Consider the following 16,883-nt stretch of genomic DNA (forward strand, 5'->3'; position numbering starts at 1 on the left):
ATCGTAACGATTGAAAACCCGCTGAATTGTAAAGCACTGTCAATACGTATCAGCGAAAAAGTGAAACGTTTTTCTAAGATGTGTAAAACAGCGGCGAACCAGGAAGTGAAGCAAGTCCTGGACTGCCGCTGTTTTAATTGAACGATAGTGAGCGTTCGGTTACGATTTCGGTTTAGCCGGATTCGTTCGAACGCATCAAGTAAATCTCTTTAATATGCGCGAAGCACATGGAGAAGATAGTCTTTACGGTTCAGCGGATTGAAGTCGGATCGCTTCCGCACCGGATAATCGGATTTTATTCGGGTATAGCCGCCCGGCCGTGTGATGAATACGCCTTCCCCTTCCGAAATCGCATGGACGCTGCGCTTGAACGTCTCGGTCATCTTGACCTGAATCGTTCCGGTCAGCAGGCACGTATCCGCGGACATGATAGGTTCCTTCATCACCGCCTGCAATCCGGCTAGTCTATGCATCGCTGCGCTAATGCTGTGAGCAGGAACGATAAGCTCATATTCATTAATGGGCTCAAATACAACGGTTCCCGCTTGGGACAGCGCCTCCATCAGCACGAGCGGCACTAATTTCCTGAAATCTCCGGCTACCGTAATCGGACTGGCATACCCCGTATGGGTCAATGTCACGACAATATCCGTTACTTCCCAGCCATATAAGCCTTGACGTAATGTAGCATATACCGTATCTTCAATGGCTGTGTGGAACGCGAACGGCAGGGAGCCGAGTTCCACCTCCAGTCGATAGGTTACACCGCTTCCGGGTTCACCCGGATCTAATCGAAACCCGACCGTCGCAACGAACGGATTTCCTTCCGCCCCCATTACTTCGAGTTCCTTCCCCGTATCTTTTGGCTTCTCGATGCAGACGATTCTCGTCTCCGCAAAGTGAACATCCAGATTGTAGTCTTCCTTGAGCGTCGCTTCGATGACTTCTTTCTGCACTTCGCCGAACAGACGAATATACGTCTCTTGATGATGGTCATCTCTCCAAAGATGGATGAGTGGATCTTCCTCCGCCATATTCATCAAGGCTTGATATAGTCGGTGATCGCCGCTCTTCGGAACTGCCTCGATGCGAGATTCCATTTGCGGATCGGCAACATTAATCTCTCTTATTCGCTCCGACCAAGTCCCGATGACATCACCAATCCGAACTTCCTTCAAACCCCATACTTTGCAGAACTCGCCGGCTCCCGCGCCTACCGTATCGACAGTTCGCCCGCGATCGAAAATCTGAATCCTTTTCACTTTATAAGAAGTTGCCTCAATCTGTCCGTCGCCTAGCTTCCGGTTCACCTGAATCATTTGCCTGATACCAAAGCTTCCGCAAAATATGCGGAGATAGGCGATTTTCTCACCGGAGGGCGTCCGTTCGATCTTAAATACGACCCCGGATAACGGCGCATCCGCACTCATCTGTTGTGACGGGATGAACCGGCTTATGCCTTCGATCAGCTCGGGAATGCCGATTCCGGTCATAGCCGAGCCCACAAGCACAGGATATATGCGAGCCTGCCGGACTAGCTGGGTCAACAAATCCTCGATCCGTTCCCCGCTTATCGTGTCGCCGTGTACATAGGATGCAAGCAGTTGTTCGTCATGGTCGGCCGCCAATTCAATGCATTGCGCGTAAAACTCCGGGTTGTTTTCGTGGCATATATTTTTGACTATATCGGCCATCTTCGTTCCTTCATGTACGGTCCGGTACAGCGGAATTGAGCTGCGAGCAAGCCGACGACGTATCGCCTCGAATACCGCCTCAGGCTGGGCGCCACTCCGATCAATTTTGTTCACGAAAAGGATAACTGGAATCTCCAGCTTCTCCAGCACCGACATCAGCAATTTTGTATGCGCCTGTATACCCTCAACCGCCGACAGGACGAGGACCGCACCGTCCAATACCCTGAATGCCCGCTCAACCTCAGCTACGAAGTCAGCATGACCGGGCGTATCGATTAGATTAATTTTGACCTCGTTCACGACAAAAGATACGACCGAAGCCTTGATCGTAATTCCTCTTTTTCTCTCTAGCTCCATAGAGTCTGTATGCGTATTGCCCGCATCTACTTTGCCCAATACCTGGGTGACCTTAGTCTCATACAATAATCGTTCACTAAGGCTTGTCTTGCCTGCGTCGACATGAGCGACGATCCCGATGTTGATAATACTCATTTATAAAAATCCTCATTTCTTCTCTCATATAGTTCTCCTTTCGTAATGTGGTTCTTTGCCGCATTTCAATCACACTCCCATCAGATATATACTTCCAGTATAATAATGGAACGCTGGAGTGACAAGTAACTATGGAAGCCCGCAACAATCATGTCTTATCATCGTAAGAACGATGAGTTAACCTACGTGTATCAATTTGTTAGCGCTAATTGAACGGTTCATTTATTCTTTATTTCAGACAACCACGATATCTGGATCAAACCCATATCAGGTGTGTTGATTATCCAGTAACAGGTAATGCCGCGGCAGGAGAATGGGAAAGTTACCGAGCCGGTACAGACAAAGCAGCAGAATGCGGATTACCGACCGTGAATTATTCTACCTTCTCCAAGAAGGCCGCTGATGTACCTTATGAGGTGTTCAAACGCTTGTTTGAAATATTGGTCGCAAGTGTAGTCGGTCAACAAGGCGGAAGCTGCAAATAATAGATCACCTTCTTAGATTAAATCGAATGAAAAAAGAAGAAGAGGCCGGTCGATCCATACCACGCCTGGATGATATTAGATATCTTTTTTCGAGGTTCGAGGGAATTTACTCCGAGATGTATTTGACCTCACGGGATCAAGAGCTAGTCTTACAAGGAACAATAGAAAGAGTAAGGAAGTTGAGGGACTTAAGGCACATTCATTTGAGGTAAGCGAACAGTTGCATAGAGTACAAAATGATGATCTGAGCAAATTGATGAGATGTCTCAATCAGTTCAGAGGATAATTGAAAAAAAGAAGCGGAAGAGTAAGCAAGGCGAAAGGAGAAGCGGCCAAGCAAAAAGCTGAAGCAATGAAGGCCTTGCCCAAAAAACTGTTGAGATGCAGGAAGAATTAAAAAATTCACGAGATGATTTGAAACGTATAACAGCTGAGGCCGAGAAAAAGGATCAGACACATATACGCGAACCCGAGCGTCTGACGGAAAAAGCAATCGTTGATAAAGAACGAGCTGTACTGGAGACAGAACGAAGAATGATGGATCAACAATCGGGGATAAGAGAGCAAGTCGCCACTCTTCGGGAGCAGCTTGCAGATATGAAAATTGAGCTTGAGCGTAAAGGGCAAGAAAAAAAGTGAAAAAGGAAGTGCTAGGATCGACTTATATAAAGTTTGGGTTGTTTTTTTGTATAATAAATATTAACTGAGAAGAATGTCATTAGTTAGTCAAATGTCTAATGACACAAATGTGACCCCATTGTAGGATTTTGAGACAAAATTGGGTACATTGTAGAGGACCTTTGTTGATTAGGTGTTCCAACGAAGAACGTTATCAACCTGAGCCACGTCATTCGAATGGAATTTATTGACTAACAAAGAATACTAAAATATATTTGCATTAAATTCGAAAGCATCGGTAATCAGTAAAAAGAGCCCGTAGGGAAAGCATCCCACAAGGCTCTTTTTCTTATGTGAACATCTTAAAAGGGAGGATGCAGCAAGCAAAGGATCAAGCCGTACTCCTCATCAGTCTTTAAAATAGGAATCGCTTACTCATCAAACTTTAGCACCCGGACTTCCTTTTTTTTCATTTCATTATAGAAGTTCTTGTCGGGGTACAAGAACATAGTCCCATTAAAAGTGACACTCTTAGGGAGTAAAAAGTTGCGTGTTCAGAAAAGGACGAGTTTTGTAACATATATCTAGCTTGTAAGATATTAACATGTTATTATTTTGATTAAAGGGCGCTTTTTAATTTTGTTCAGCAATCTTTTGCGGAACAAGGATTAGAAATCACAGGGGGAGAAGAGTTTAGCATTGGTGAATATTTTGTGTACCCTATTTTGAGAATAATGGAAATGATACTTGGAATGTTTTAGACCATGTGTGGTAGTGGATTGTCTTAGGAGAGGAGATAAAAAAATGATTGAATTACGAAAAATAACCGGGGATAACATAGATGAAGTAATAGCACTTGAAGTTGGAGAAAACCAGAAAGACTTTATAGAAACTACTAACCTCAGAAGCTTTGCAGACGCTCATGTGTTGAACGCAGACGGGATACCAGCGACTCCCTTTGCCATTTATGCCGATGAAGTTGCGGTTGGATTTTTGATGTATATTTATGATACGTTGGATCACGAATCATTTGAAAATGAAGTTTTTTACGGGAAGAAGAGCTATTTTATTTGGCATATTATGATTGAAAAGAGTTATCAGGGGAAAGGATATGGCAAACTTGCCTTTGAAAAAATGTTGATGGATATTGAAACTATGCCATATGGGGAAGCAGAATATGTAGCCCTCTTTTATCGAACAAGTAATGTCAAAGCTAAAACATTATACGCTTCATTTGATTTCGTAGATACAGGCATCATTCAGGATAATTCGATGTTGGCGATTAAAAATCTAGTTGAGAAAATAACAGAAGCCGTAGTGGAATAGGCTCTCTCGGAAAGCCAGTTTTGTTAACTCTGTCTAAGCAAAAATATGATATTTACACCGCAATCGGGCGCGTTTGTGAAGTAAGCAACTGGTCCAATTTCTTAATTTTAATGTTGAGAAATTGGACTTTTTATATTTTTTCATAGTGCAAAATAGCACTTAAAACAGGTGCAAAATAATTCCAAAAGTGACAGGAGGTCGGCTTCAAGTTTTTACTAATGCTTCGTAATCTACTGATTGCGGATGCTTCTCCATCCACTCTTTTTCTATCATAAAATTATTCATGTTTCCTATCCGATAATCCGAAAATTTCAGGCTGTCGAGGTTGGTAACTGATAAAAAATATATAAAGCCCTGAAAATTTGCGGAGAATTTTCAGGGCTTTGTTTATATTAATAATTACGTTATTAAAATGAGTCAGTTTGTGTTTTTTCTTATAAAGTATTCTCGGCTATCTGTCCGCAATTTTTCTGGTAAAACGTGATTAAGTTCATCAGTTAACCATGCAAGGGTCTTATTACGAAGAAACTCACGCATATACTCTTCTGCCTCAAGCATAGTTAAGTTAATTGTACAAGAAGAATTGGCGGAATTACATGAAGAGCATTCTTTATCTAAATGCATAAGATTATTTTTCAAAATATTTTTACATTGAAAAATAGGTTTTACTCCTTCAACTGCTTCTATTACATCCCAAAAGGAAATTTCTTCGGGGGACTTAGCTAATTTATAACCACCCTTTACACCAGGTGTAGAACTCACGATACCAGCCTTTGATAATTTACCAAAAACTTTTGAGAGATATGTTTCTGAAAGCCCTTGAAATTCTGAAAGGTCTTTTATTCCAATACTTTCCTCTTCGGGTACGTCTATTAAATAAACAAGGCTATGCAACGCATATTCAACCATAACACTATACTGCATATAGACTCACCTGCTTTCACTGTAAAAAGGCTATCAAAAAAATTATTATAAGCCCTAAGTGTTTTTTTGTAAATCACCAAAACTAACTTTAGAATATTGTCTATAGAATTTGACAAAAGACTATGTAGCATTTATATTATTGATTATGTTAATCGTCGATTAATACGATCGACAATAAAAAATCAATCTAGGTACTTTTCATTCAAGGAGGAAAATACTCATGAGTAAATTACTTATCATCAATGCACACCCAAATTTTGATTCTAAAACCTCTGCAAGTCTGGATGTGTTTAATTACTTTTTAAAAGTTTACAAAGAAAATCATTCAAAAGACGAAGTCATTGAACAAATTAATCTGTACGAAGATGAAGTACCCCTGTTAGATAAAAATGTACTTAACGCATGGGGGAAACAAGCAGAAGGAAAAGAATTAACAAGCCAAGAAAAAAAAGTAACAGACCGCATGAGTGAGATATTAAAACAATTCAAAAGTGCTAATAAGTACGTAATTGTTTATCCAATGCATAACTTTAATATCCCCTCAAAACTAAAGGATTATATGGATAATATAATGATTCCAAGGGAAACGTTTAAATATACCGAGACTGCAGCGGACAATGGAAGAATGTCTGTCGGTCTTATCAATGATGGAAGAAGTGTGGTTGTCATTCAAGCCAGTGGATCAATATACACCAATAATGACTTTTATACCGAAGTGGAGTACTCACATAAATTTTTGAAGTCCATGTTTCATTTGATTGGAATCGAAGATTATGAAATCATTCGAGTACAAGGAGTTGGTGTTCTGGACAGAAATGAAGTATTACAAAAAGGTTATAAAGAAGCTGAGGAGCAAGCTTTAAAATTAACAACTAAATAGGAAAATATTGAGGCAGCCGATCTTATGATCGTCTTTCGTTGATTAGATAATTTTATTTCCAGATAGGAACACGCGTTTATCTTTATAACAAATAAAGGGAAGCTCAAGCTATCTTTCAGCTTAAGCTTCCCTTTATATCATTTCCTTTTCTATTAAGCACCAACAGCTTGCAAACTAAGCGTAGTGGCATCGACGTTCAACTCAATTCTCCACTTTTCCACTATTGTGATAGTATTTCTCCGATTTTAACCCCAAACGTCCGGTGAAACTGCAGAAATCGACAAGAAACTCATTGAATTCAAATATTTGCTATCTCAATTAATGATATGGCAACAAGCAGCGGATCAATAAAAACGGCGTGTTTGCGTCATTTGTCACATCGATTCTATTATTTGTAATCGGGGGGAGAGCGTTTCAGGGGTTTGGCGCGGGAGCCATCATTACGTGTGTTTATTACAGCATTACTTTAGGCTATCCTGATAAGCTGAGAACGAAAATATTCAAGCGCGTATATTTTACCTGCGTTAATCGGCCCTTATATCGCCGGGCTTTTAGCTCAGCACTTGTCCTGGAGATTTGTTTTTTGTCTGGTGCTTCCATTCATTGGCTTGGCTGTCTTACTGACTCTCCCCGCTTTCCGCAAACTTTCAGTAAGAGAGAAAGGGGTCAAAAAAAGCGGCGGTAAAGAAGTATATACGGTGTTGTTGGCTATTGGAACGGGCTTGCTGCTGACCGGACTCGGGTTTATAGCCGATTGGAAGGGGATAGCTTGGCGCCGTAAAATGCGACGGCGGCCTGAACATTCCGGATGGCGAAGTGTACACCGCACGGGTTCGTGATTACGTTCTGACGATCCGCCTTTTTGTACATGTTTGTACCGGTACAGGTTGTCTTTAATATTGTAAGCAGTTAGTTAGTGGTTTCGGTTTCGGTTATGCTGAACTCAGTTAGCCGGCCGGCTCTTAGCATTGATAATGAATCCAAGCAAAGGCGATGATTAAATATGACGCAAAGAAAAATTATTTATCTATGTGCACTATTATACGCGTTAATTATTGGTTTTTCTTTTCTGTTTACGAAAGTGGCGCTCGGCGTATCGAATCCGATCGATACGCTTGCATATCGTTTTACAATCTCATTTTTATCCATCCTGATTCCGGTTGCGGCGGGCTGGGTTCAATTGGGGCTCCACGGGAAAAAAGTGTGGCGCCTTCTGCTTATCGGACTGTTTTATCCGGCGATGTTTTTTGCCTTCCAAGCCTTCGGCCTGGTGTATGCAAGTTCGTCCGAGGGTGGAATTATTCAGGCTTCCTCGCCGATCTTCACTATGGTTCTGGCAGCGTTTTTTCTCAAAGAAAGAACGACTTGGCTGCAAAAATTGTCCGTCCTGGCCTCCGTCGGCGGGGTCGTTTATATCTTGATGATGAAAGGAGCATCGCTTAACGTGGCCAATACGAAAGGCATGGCGCTGCTTCTGCTGTCATCGCTTATGCTTGCCGTCTACAGCGTGCTGGCCCGGTCGCTGAGTACGGAATTTACGGCGCTCCAAATAACTTTTGCCATGATGGCTTTAGGATTCATTTGCTTTAATGCAATGTCCATCATCAACCATGCAACTCAAGGCACACTGCTTGAGCTGCTCGAGCCGATTAAAAATAGAAGCTTCGTAGTCGCTATTTTATATATCGGAATTTTGTCGTCGCTGGTCAGCGCGCTGTTATCCAATTATGTGCTGTCCAAAATCGAGGCTTCCCAGATGAGCGTGTTCGTCAATGTGGGAACGCTTGTTTCGATATTGGCGGGCGTTGTCTTCTTGAATGAGCAGCTGGCCTACTATCACATCATAGGTGCAGTGTTCATTATTGGCGGCGTGCTGGGTGTCAATTACCGTGGGCTGAAGCGGCAGACGCTGAAAGGCAAAATGTCCGCTTGACGCTCTTGTCACAGCTCTTGTATCACATCGTCTATTCTAAGAAGCGTTTAAACTAAGAGGGAGGATCTATGTATGAAAATTGTTATTGCAGGGGCCAGCGGCGCTTTTGGAAGGTACCCTATTGGTTAAGGCGGGACATGTAGTGGTTGGACTTACTCGCAATCCGGGGAATTTGGAATTTCTTCACTCGGAAGGTGTTCAGCCTGTACTGGTGGACGTCTTTGATCGTGAAGCCCTGTTTGCTGTTCTGCGCGAAATCAAGGCCTGGGACGGATTTCTGGCAGGATGCGTGATGTCATTGATCTCATTCAACTTGCTCAGAATGGTGATAGACCATATGATCGACCAAGGCTTCATATCCTGCCCGTTAGCATAACACGGCTGGCGATTTATTCATAAATGGCAATAATAAAATTAAAATAACTTCAGAAATAATCAAAGAAAGAGGCGGAAATATTGGAACAGCTGCTAAAAGAAATTAAGTTACTCAGTGAAAAGGAACCAAAAACGTTAGAGCAAATGGCATTAAAGCTATCAGAGGAAGTTGGCGAAACCTCTCAAGCTGTACTATCTTACATAAAAGCAAGCGGAAGTAAGTACAAGCAATTAGGAATCGAAGATGTAAAAGAAGAATGTATTGATGTTATTTTAGTAGCCTTAGCTATGTTTTACAAATTATCCGAGAACGATAAGGAATTATACGAGTTAATTAGGAAAAAAATGGACAAGTGGGAAAACAAAATCAATTGACGGCGAAAAAAAGGATAATTAAAACATTTCCCGAATAGAATCGAATGTTCGGCGAAGAAGAGGTAACCTCGAAAAAAACCGAACTTTTCACGGATGCCCAAATCCGTTTGGTTAGAGTGTTTCGAAATATATAACCAATTAACATAAACCCTTGTCCACGCACCTGAACAAGCTATTACATACGATACATCATAATTTAATTTGATTAAGCAGGTGAATCAAAATGTCATGTTCGTGTGGATGTGGAGGAAAGAAAAAGATACAAATTAACCTTAAGTCACATATGTCGTCTATGACACAAAATAACCATTTTGATTGGAAGCTATGACACAAAAATACCCTTTTGCTAGATTTCCTTAATAATTTTGAAAATAATCATAGGAGAAATAGTGTTACAATAGTGTAATACAACATAAAAGGGGATTATTGTGTCAATAATGAGGGGAACTTTGTGTCGACAGACAACCGTCTGTCGAGGGACAAGAACAAGGTCCCATTGAAAGTCGCTAAATTAGCGGCTTTTTTTGTTTATCGGTACAAGTTCTTGTCCCAAGGCGAGGACAAGAACTTGTACCGATTACCGATTAGATAAATATTTAAGTACTTTTCACTGCTCTAATTCATTAAGCTAACGGGCAGGATAGTTTGAGATCATTTGCGGTGAACCCTACCATAAGTAACGGCGAAAAATAGGGAGTGTGCAGACACTCCCTTTGTGCTAACATTGTTTGTTATCAAATGTCTACTTCACAATAATCCAATAAGACGTAACAATAAACATAATCTCTATAATAAATTCAACCTTGTTCTAAAGCAGTGTGACCAAGTTGGCAGGAATCCGGATTTCACAGCGACACGTTGAGAAATAACATTTCCACAATCTGTACTATAATACGGAACAATCCCTTGATTCAGGACTTCAATAGTCAAGGTGTTTACCATTATGGTTGCAAGGTTATTTCCTCTGTATGCAGATGAGACATCCACATTAATTTGCCACATAGTTTCACATTCAGCAACTGCACTTGCAATTCCGACTATATCGCCTTTGTATTTTGCTATAACGGCTAAAGATTCCGGATGCAAACTATTGACATCATACTGCAAGGCATAATCAAACCCTTTATGCTTATAAAGCTTTGATATATCATTTTTCTCTATAAACTCAAATTCAAATTTGCTATTCTTATTTAATAAAACAATTTTATCTAAGTCTGGTAAAAAATAAGGATTCACTCCATAAGCAAATGGCATATTCAATGCTTCATATCTTGATTTTCCTTCAAGTTTATTACGAACCAACGGTAAAATGTCAGCAGAAGCATTAATAATAACGCCGTTTCCAAACGTAATCATTTCTAAACGAGGCGTTATAAATGGATATGGACGTCTACCTTTTAACTCGTTTGCCTCAGTAAAAATCAACCCATCTTCTAAAAAATCTTGTGGTGAGCAACTATAGTCTATAGCAAGTTGATTATAAACTCGCTGCATCATTTGTCTCTTATCCATATTACCCCCTACATCATTATGAATTTTCCTAATCATTAATATAGTTCACCTTATTTGCCAAATGTGTCATTTCACTATATTTAATACTAGATGTTCAATAATCAGATTACTATTGTAAACTTCACACTCTTATGGATATTATTTTTAGGAACACAAAAAGACCCATCTGCTTCATCAGCAGAAGGGTCAATTGTCTGAAAGTATTCCTCAACGTTCTCATCAAAGGTTAACTGGATCTCTTCAATCTGTTTCGTTACAAAATCATATTTATTTATAATATTATACAAACAATCTCTAATCCTCAACATATATACCTTGTTCATTAATTTATTATCCATCATCTAATCGATACATTCATTAGTATTGCTAAACTTGAGTAAATTTTGGTGCGATTTTGCAGAAAAAAACGCAGGTTGGCCATTAGAATTGCACCGGAAATTAATTAAGCTAACGGCGAACGATAGCTCAATAAAGACATTTGAAGGTAGCTGGCTTCTTGATCTTGATCGGCTGCCTTTTTTCAACTAACGGGCAGTTTACGTTAATTACGAGTGGGTTTTCGAGTATTATGCAGGTTGCTAATATACACGATTGACATCTGAATTCTAACTGGCTACAATAACAATAATTAGGAAATGATATAAATGAAATCAATGAATGAACAAAATATGCTACATTTCGTTCAGAGAGGGATGTTTTGGTGTGAAATCCTACGAAACTTAGTATGTTGCCGGTTCAGGAGTGCGGTTAATGCCCGCCGGTTTGACTCGTTATAGTCAATTGAGCTGATTGTATCGCTAAATGCGAAGACAATAACTTGGGTGGTACCGCGATTAATTCGTCCCAATCTTGGGGCGTTTTTTTGTTGTCTAAAATAGAGTAAAAGGAGAAATATCAATGAAACTGTATACATCTGAAGAGATTAGAGCGAAGTATATTCAGTTTTTTCAAGAAAAAGGTCATGCCGTCATTTCTAGCGCTTCCGTTATACCCGATAACGATCCCACCGTATTGTTTACGACAGCGGGCATGCACCCGCTGGTGCCCTATTTACTTGGAGAGAAGCATCGATCTGGAACGAGGTTAACCAATGTTCAGAAGTGTATACGTACTGTGGATATAGATGAAGTCGGTGATGATACCCATTGCACCTTTTTTGAGATGATGGGCAACTGGTCACTTGGCGATTATTTCAAACATGAATCCATATCGTGGAGTTGGGAGTTCGTCACTTCGCCGAACTGGCTCGATATACCCAAGCATAAAATTGCGGTTACTGTATTCGAAGGAGATGATGATGCTCCCCGTGATCAGGAGTCGTACGAGATATGGTGTGCATTAGGTCAATGTGAGGAAGAGATCTTCTTCTTGCCTAAAGCCGATAATTGGTGGGGGCCAGCAGGTCAAACAGGTCCTTGCGGTCCCGATACGGAAATCTTCATTATCTCGGATAAAGAACGTTGCGGTCCTACATGTTCGCCAGCATGTGGATGTGGGCGCTATGTTGAATTCTGGAATAATGTATTTATGAAATATAACAAAACGGCGGAGGGAAAGTTTGAACCGCTTGATCAAAAAAACGTCGATACGGGAATGGGCTTAGAGAGAGTGCTAGTCGCTTTGAATGGAGGAACAGTCTATGATAGCGACCTGTTTACTACGATATTCTCACGAATTGCAGAACTGTCGGAGACGGCATACGAAAATCAACCCAAAGCGTATCGAGTTGTTGCGGATCATACCCGCACGGCAGTATTTATCCTTGGTGATAATTACGGCATTACTCCGTCTAATGTCGACCAAGGCTATGTGCTGCGAAGATTGATTCGCCGAGCTGTTAGATTCGCAATGCAATTGAGTATTCAAGAAGGCGGTCTAGCGGATATCGCTAGCGCTGTGATTGACAAGTACGAGCTAATATACCCAGAGCTGCAAAGCAATCGCGATAAAATTATTAGGGAACTCCAGGCGGAAGAAGCTCGTTTTCAAAAAACGCTCGCGCAGGGACTTCGTGAATTCGATAAGCTTTCGATTTCATTAGTAAATGGTCAAATAGACGGTGCAGCTGCATTCAAACTTTATGATACGTATGGGTTTCCCATCGAATTGACCATGGAACTGGCAACAGAGCGTTCCATCGCCATCGATCTGGAAGGATATCTAGAGAAATTTCAGAAGCATAGAGAGTTATCTCAAGCCGGAGCAGCCCAAAAGTTTAAAGGCGGTTTAGCAGATAATTCTGCACAGACGGCAAATCTGCATACGGCAACTCATCTTCTGCATGCTGCACTACGAAAGGTTCTCGGAGATGAGGTGGCGCAAAAGGGCAGCAATATAACGGCTGAGAGACTGCGCTTTGATTTTTCGTTCCATCGTAAAATGACTGAAGAAGAGATCGTGGCAACCGAGCGGCTGGTCAATGAAGCGATTGCCGAAGGCGTCGGGATTACGTTCGAAGAGATGACGCTTGAAGATGCACGTAGAACAGGGGCTATTGGTCTATTCGAGAGCAAGTATGGCCAGATGGTAAAAGTATATACGATGGGCAAATTCTCCAAAGAGATATGCGGCGGTCCTCACGCGGTGAATACGGCTGACCTTGGTACTTTTAAAATTGTTAAGGAAGAGAGCTCGTCTTCTAGCGTAAGGAGGATAAAGGCAGTACTTGAAAGCACTGATGCTTTACGCTAACGGGACACGATAGCTCAAGCAAAATAAGAAGGCAGCTGATCATTGTGATCGGCTGCCTTTGTTAAATTAACGGGCAGGATAGTTCTAAGGAGGGTATTCTGAAGTTTAGAACAAATCTTTTTTTTAGTCAGTCATCAATCAAGAAAGAAGAAGCATTGATTTCTTGTCATTGGAGCAAATGATGGAGAGAGACTGGGGTTTTCGGTAAGAATAAGTCAGAAAGAAACTCAATGAATAGGAGAGTGTATTATATGTATGGGTTCCCAGGGCAGGTCGATTACTACTCGCGAAGCACGTGGTGTGCGCGTACGATGTCCTCCATGCTGACTGCCCGTTTTGCCGTATACGTCTCTTCCATTCTCTCGATCACACTCCCACTTCGCTGCCAGGTAAACGTTGATCCATCCGCTACCCTTATTTACGTATTTCTATCATTGTATCACTTTTCATGAAAATATCCCGCCCTTTTCTGGCAAGCTTTCGGAAAAAAGTCCATTTTCGCAACAAGCATAACCCGGACGCACAGCGGACACCCGTATATGGCAATGAAGGACCGGACCTTCCCCCTTTAAAAAGGGTTGACTTTCCTCTAATGCTTTACTACTATAAAGCATGAAATTTAAACTATATTCTGGGAGGGATTTTTGATGAAGAAGAAAGTAATGTATGGGTTATTGGCAGGCACGCTCACGCTGGGGATCGGTACAGGCGCTATGGCATCGTCAGCTTTGGAGCCCATCAAAGCCTATTTGAACAGCAAGATTTCCCTGAAGTTAAACGGTACGGTGGTAACGCCGAAAGACGCAAACGGGAAAGCCGTGCTGCCGATTACCTACAACGGCACGACATACTTGCCTGTGCGAGCTGTAGGCGACCTGATGGATATCGACATTCGTTATGACAGCGCAACTTCTTCAGTACTGATTGGCGGCAATCAGGGAGCCCCGTCCGAAACCGCCAGTCCGTTATTATTAAGCACGCTTGGAGCCTCCGTATTGGGGACATCGGCTTGGCACACCAAAGATTCCAGCGATACGGTCTATAAAGGCAAGGATTATAAAGACGTTTATTTACATACCGATTCGGCCAAACAAGGCAGCAGCTTCCAGATCATGACGGGTAAAAAATATGCCAAACTGCATCTTGAGCTGGCCGTGGTTGGCGGCGCGCAAGAAATCGTAATAATGGACCACAACAACACAACGCTCAAAAAGGTGTCCCTGGCTGCTGAAGATGGTCTGGTCGGCGTAGACGTCGATGTATCCGCTGCCGATTTTATTTTTGTGGAGATCGTTGATGAGGGTCCAGGCACTTCCCTGTTTGTTCCTCTGACTAGTTCCTATTTGACAAAATAAGCCCTTGCGATGATACGCGCGGGCGGAAGGCCATGATATTTACAGACGAAAGCCAGGGGTTAGTGACCCCCGGCTTTCGTCTGTCTATCTGTATGATCTGTATTAGCTCTGACAAACAGCTGCTTATACCTGTTAGGGTGAGATCACCTGCTTGTTAGTCCATCGGAATCACGATGACGTTCCCCGTTTGCGTGGTGATTGTAATCTGACGCTGCAAGATCTCGACGCCCAGCCCCTCTTTCACGGCTTCCATGGAAGGCCCCTCAATGGCGGGAGTGCCGGGAGCGCTGGGGGTACCAATTCGAGTAAAGTGTTTTAATGATAGCTGCGATAACGTTTTGGAACATACTTACCCTTCTTATGACAACACACCTCGTATGGATGGTACTTGTCCTAAGTGCAATAAGGGGTACTCCAGGAAGGTCAACAACATAGATGATTGAAAAAAAGAAGTAAGTATCATCATCATCAACTACTACTGTCTAATGACACAAAGTTACCTACATATTTAAAGTAAAGAAATCCTGATGGAGGCTTTTGTTATTTATGTAGGAGAAATTGTGTCATGAAAAAATGCACAAATGTGCCTACATTGTAGGATAATGACACAAAAATGCCTACATTCTGGCGGGACTAACAGTACGTATGTTGAACCAGTACGCCCGGGTACAACCTTATTCAAATTAAAACAAGCCAAAATGAAACGTTAGCGCCCGAGAATGGCTCCGCCGTCAATAAGCTAACTTTCAGATTGTCTTAGGTGACTGTTTTGATGGTATCGTCACTTTATTATTTTGTGGCGGATCATGTTAGGGATGAGACATGATTTTTCCGCAGGCTGTGCAAAAAAGAAGGTTACAATGGTATTTGAATTCGCTATATTTGGGGAGCATTACGAGTCTGCTGAAAATATTCTCCAGCACTCTAAAACATGCATAACATTAGCATTAGTCTCGATTTGACGGATCTGGCTCTCGCTAAATCTAATTTCCCCTTTAGACCAACTCTGACCCATTTCATTCCCCAACCTTTCCTGTATATCGATTATAAACGTAAAATGACCCGAGAGAGGGCACTTTTTCAAAGTGTCCATCTCTCGGGTCACAGTTCAGGTCAGCAGATGCAAGCTGGATTAATCTCTTTAGTTTTATCGTATCAAAAGAGATAACCAATTCGCTTTTGATTACATTTTGAACCATTTCCAGTTTGATAATAAATTCATTCTTGATTTCGGTTCAGGTACTGGGGCCAATTAACGTCCCAAGTATAATCCATCAATAACAGGGGAACATACAGTTGTTAAAGAATTTAATCAAAGGGGAATATTCTTGAGAAAGTTGTTAATTCATAATACGGACAATATAAGACCAAAACAACCCCAAAAATGTGAGCAGTATATGGGGACTTTGGGATTGATATAAACAGTTTTCTCCAAAAGTCGTTTGCGTAAAAAAATAATTACATAAGAGAAAATTAGGGGCAATTGTTCAATAACAAGTTGTTAAAATAACAATTAAAACATGTAAGTCTTAAAAGGAGGGTAGAATTCGTATGAGTGAAAACCAACAATCAGAATATAGTCAAACTCAGGCTCCTGAAGTCGGGGAGCAAACCATTTCGGAATTTGAACAACCACCGACTCATCCCGACAGAAACAGCACTCGAGTAAAGTCGGAAGAGATTCGCTATCCCAATGCAGATCAGTTGTATAAATAGAATAAAAGGTTTCAGAAAGATACGTTAGATATATATTTAAACCTTAATCTTCGGTGGATAGTGAGTCACCTCAACACAATTCACAGAAAGAGGGCTTCATGGAGATAATTCGCCCCGCGATAACCGAGGATTGGCTCGTTTTGTCGAGGGACAAAAACATGGTCCCATTGAAAGTCGCTAAATTGGCGGCTTTTTTTGTTTATCGGGTACTTGTACGTGTTTACAGGCATGACCCGCAGTATTCTTTGACAATTGCAGAGGCTTTAAGAATTTGCCTTATCGCAGCTGCATGTTATGAAAACCAGGAAAACTGGAGGGAATTTATTGGGGCATGTCTCACTGAGTTGGCATTTTCCAAGTTGGAAAGGGCTAAAGTTAAAGTGTTTCTTTCACACTTACAATGTCTTTGTCATGTAGTTCCCGAGTTATGGGTTACATGCGAGAAAGCGGAAGCTGCTCTGAGAGCATTAAACGATAGTTAAAAATCATAGGGAATAGAATTTCTCA

At 41.5% G+C, this 16,883-nt stretch carries 15 protein-coding genes and 1 pseudogene; 13 read left to right on the forward strand and 3 right to left on the reverse strand.

The window, feature by feature from the left end; translation table 11 throughout:
• Window positions 1-209: 209 nt before the first annotated feature.
• The gene (locus AC2TF5_RS14430) at window positions 210-2,186 is read right to left on the reverse strand and encodes a GTP-binding protein (RefSeq protein WP_491297749.1); all 1,977 of its coding nucleotides are present in this window, start codon (window positions 2,184-2,186) and stop codon (window positions 210-212) included.
• 209 nt (window positions 2,187-2,395) lie between these two features.
• On the opposite strand from AC2TF5_RS14430, the gene AC2TF5_RS14435 reads away from it, so the two are divergent.
• The 3 genes from AC2TF5_RS14435 to AC2TF5_RS14445 all read left to right on the forward strand — a co-directional run bounded on the left by AC2TF5_RS14435 (window position 2,396) and on the right by AC2TF5_RS14445 (window position 4,615).
• Window positions 2,396-2,671, forward strand: coding sequence for a hypothetical protein (locus AC2TF5_RS14435; RefSeq protein ID WP_491297750.1), 276 nt, complete (start codon window positions 2,396-2,398; stop codon window positions 2,669-2,671).
• 414 nt (window positions 2,672-3,085) lie between these two features.
• Complete coding sequence (locus AC2TF5_RS14440) at window positions 3,086-3,310, forward strand: hypothetical protein (protein WP_491297751.1); 225 nt, start codon at window positions 3,086-3,088, stop codon at window positions 3,308-3,310.
• Between the two features lie 783 nt (window positions 3,311-4,093).
• Window positions 4,094-4,615, forward strand: a complete 522-nt coding sequence (locus tag AC2TF5_RS14445; RefSeq protein WP_491297752.1) for a GNAT family N-acetyltransferase — start codon at window positions 4,094-4,096, stop codon at window positions 4,613-4,615.
• A 417-nt stretch (window positions 4,616-5,032) separates the two neighbouring features.
• Here AC2TF5_RS14445 and AC2TF5_RS14450 read toward each other — a convergent pair whose 3' ends face one another.
• Window positions 5,033-5,539, reverse strand: a complete 507-nt coding sequence (locus AC2TF5_RS14450; RefSeq protein WP_491297754.1) for an RrF2 family transcriptional regulator — start codon at window positions 5,537-5,539, stop codon at window positions 5,033-5,035.
• 220 nt (window positions 5,540-5,759) lie between these two features.
• Here AC2TF5_RS14450 and AC2TF5_RS14455 point away from each other — a divergent pair, with 220 nt between their 5' ends.
• From AC2TF5_RS14455 to AC2TF5_RS14475, 5 genes and pseudogenes are all read left to right on the forward strand, one after another.
• Window positions 5,760-6,419 (forward strand): FMN-dependent NADH-azoreductase, encoded by a 660-nt coding sequence (locus AC2TF5_RS14455; RefSeq protein WP_491297756.1) that lies wholly within the window; start codon window positions 5,760-5,762, stop codon window positions 6,417-6,419.
• A 343-nt stretch (window positions 6,420-6,762) separates the two neighbouring features.
• Window positions 6,763-7,189 (forward strand): annotated as a pseudogene (locus AC2TF5_RS14460) (MFS transporter); the annotation flags it as partial.
• Between the two features lie 233 nt (window positions 7,190-7,422).
• Window positions 7,423-8,352: a DMT family transporter gene (locus AC2TF5_RS14465; protein WP_491297757.1), complete on the forward strand. Its 930-nt coding sequence runs from the start codon at window positions 7,423-7,425 to the stop codon at window positions 8,350-8,352.
• A gap of 106 nt (window positions 8,353-8,458) precedes the next feature.
• Window positions 8,459-8,728, forward strand: a complete 270-nt coding sequence (locus AC2TF5_RS14470) for a hypothetical protein (protein ID WP_491297758.1) — start codon at window positions 8,459-8,461, stop codon at window positions 8,726-8,728.
• A gap of 80 nt (window positions 8,729-8,808) precedes the next feature.
• Window positions 8,809-9,102: a MazG-like family protein gene (locus tag AC2TF5_RS14475; protein WP_208914052.1), complete on the forward strand. Its 294-nt coding sequence runs from the start codon at window positions 8,809-8,811 to the stop codon at window positions 9,100-9,102.
• A gap of 786 nt (window positions 9,103-9,888) precedes the next feature.
• Here AC2TF5_RS14475 and AC2TF5_RS14480 read toward each other — a convergent pair.
• On the reverse strand, window positions 9,889-10,614 hold the full coding sequence (locus AC2TF5_RS14480; protein ID WP_491297760.1) for a GNAT family N-acetyltransferase: 726 nt from the start codon (window positions 10,612-10,614) through the stop codon (window positions 9,889-9,891).
• Window positions 10,615-11,511: 897 nt separating this feature from the next.
• Here AC2TF5_RS14480 and AC2TF5_RS14485 point away from each other — a divergent pair.
• The 5 genes from AC2TF5_RS14485 to AC2TF5_RS14505 all read left to right on the forward strand — a co-directional run bounded on the left by AC2TF5_RS14485 (window position 11,512) and on the right by AC2TF5_RS14505 (window position 16,858).
• Entirely contained in the window at window positions 11,512-13,305 is a 1,794-nt protein-coding gene (locus AC2TF5_RS14485) for an alanine--tRNA ligase (RefSeq protein ID WP_491297761.1), read from the forward strand.
• A 251-nt stretch (window positions 13,306-13,556) separates the two neighbouring features.
• A complete protein-coding gene (locus AC2TF5_RS14490) occupies window positions 13,557-13,757 on the forward strand; it encodes a hypothetical protein (RefSeq protein ID WP_491297763.1) in 201 nt (66 codons plus the stop codon).
• A gap of 195 nt (window positions 13,758-13,952) precedes the next feature.
• Window positions 13,953-14,660: a stalk domain-containing protein gene (locus AC2TF5_RS14495; protein WP_491297764.1), complete on the forward strand. Its 708-nt coding sequence runs from the start codon at window positions 13,953-13,955 to the stop codon at window positions 14,658-14,660.
• Between the two features lie 1,551 nt (window positions 14,661-16,211).
• Complete coding sequence (locus AC2TF5_RS14500) at window positions 16,212-16,376, forward strand: hypothetical protein (protein WP_241933790.1); 165 nt, start codon at window positions 16,212-16,214, stop codon at window positions 16,374-16,376.
• 98 nt (window positions 16,377-16,474) lie between these two features.
• A complete protein-coding gene (locus AC2TF5_RS14505; RefSeq protein WP_491297765.1) occupies window positions 16,475-16,858 on the forward strand; it encodes a hypothetical protein in 384 nt (127 codons plus the stop codon).
• Window positions 16,859-16,883 lie beyond the last annotated feature (25 nt).

It is taken from the genome of Paenibacillus sp. JNUCC 34 (assembly GCF_058269055.1).

Coding starts and splice junctions, on each gene's coding strand:
- AC2TF5_RS14505 (WP_491297765.1), top strand. CDS start 16,475: ATGGAGATAATTCGCCCCGCGATAACCGAGGATTGGCTCGTTTTGTCG.
- AC2TF5_RS14450 (WP_491297754.1), bottom strand. CDS start 5,539: ATGCAGTATAGTGTTATGGTTGAATATGCGTTGCATAGCCTTGTTTAT.
- AC2TF5_RS14445 (WP_491297752.1), top strand. CDS start 4,094: ATGATTGAATTACGAAAAATAACCGGGGATAACATAGATGAAGTAATA.
- AC2TF5_RS14490 (WP_491297763.1), top strand. CDS start 13,557: ATGTATGGGTTCCCAGGGCAGGTCGATTACTACTCGCGAAGCACGTGG.
- AC2TF5_RS14465 (WP_491297757.1), top strand. CDS start 7,423: ATGACGCAAAGAAAAATTATTTATCTATGTGCACTATTATACGCGTTA.
- AC2TF5_RS14455 (WP_491297756.1), top strand. CDS start 5,760: ATGAGTAAATTACTTATCATCAATGCACACCCAAATTTTGATTCTAAA.
- AC2TF5_RS14430 (WP_491297749.1), bottom strand. CDS start 2,186: ATGAGTATTATCAACATCGGGATCGTCGCTCATGTCGACGCAGGCAAG.
- AC2TF5_RS14500 (WP_241933790.1), top strand. CDS start 16,212: ATGAGTGAAAACCAACAATCAGAATATAGTCAAACTCAGGCTCCTGAA.
- AC2TF5_RS14495 (WP_491297764.1), top strand. CDS start 13,953: ATGAAGAAGAAAGTAATGTATGGGTTATTGGCAGGCACGCTCACGCTG.
- AC2TF5_RS14485 (WP_491297761.1), top strand. CDS start 11,512: ATGAAACTGTATACATCTGAAGAGATTAGAGCGAAGTATATTCAGTTT.
- AC2TF5_RS14480 (WP_491297760.1), bottom strand. CDS start 10,614: ATGGATAAGAGACAAATGATGCAGCGAGTTTATAATCAACTTGCTATA.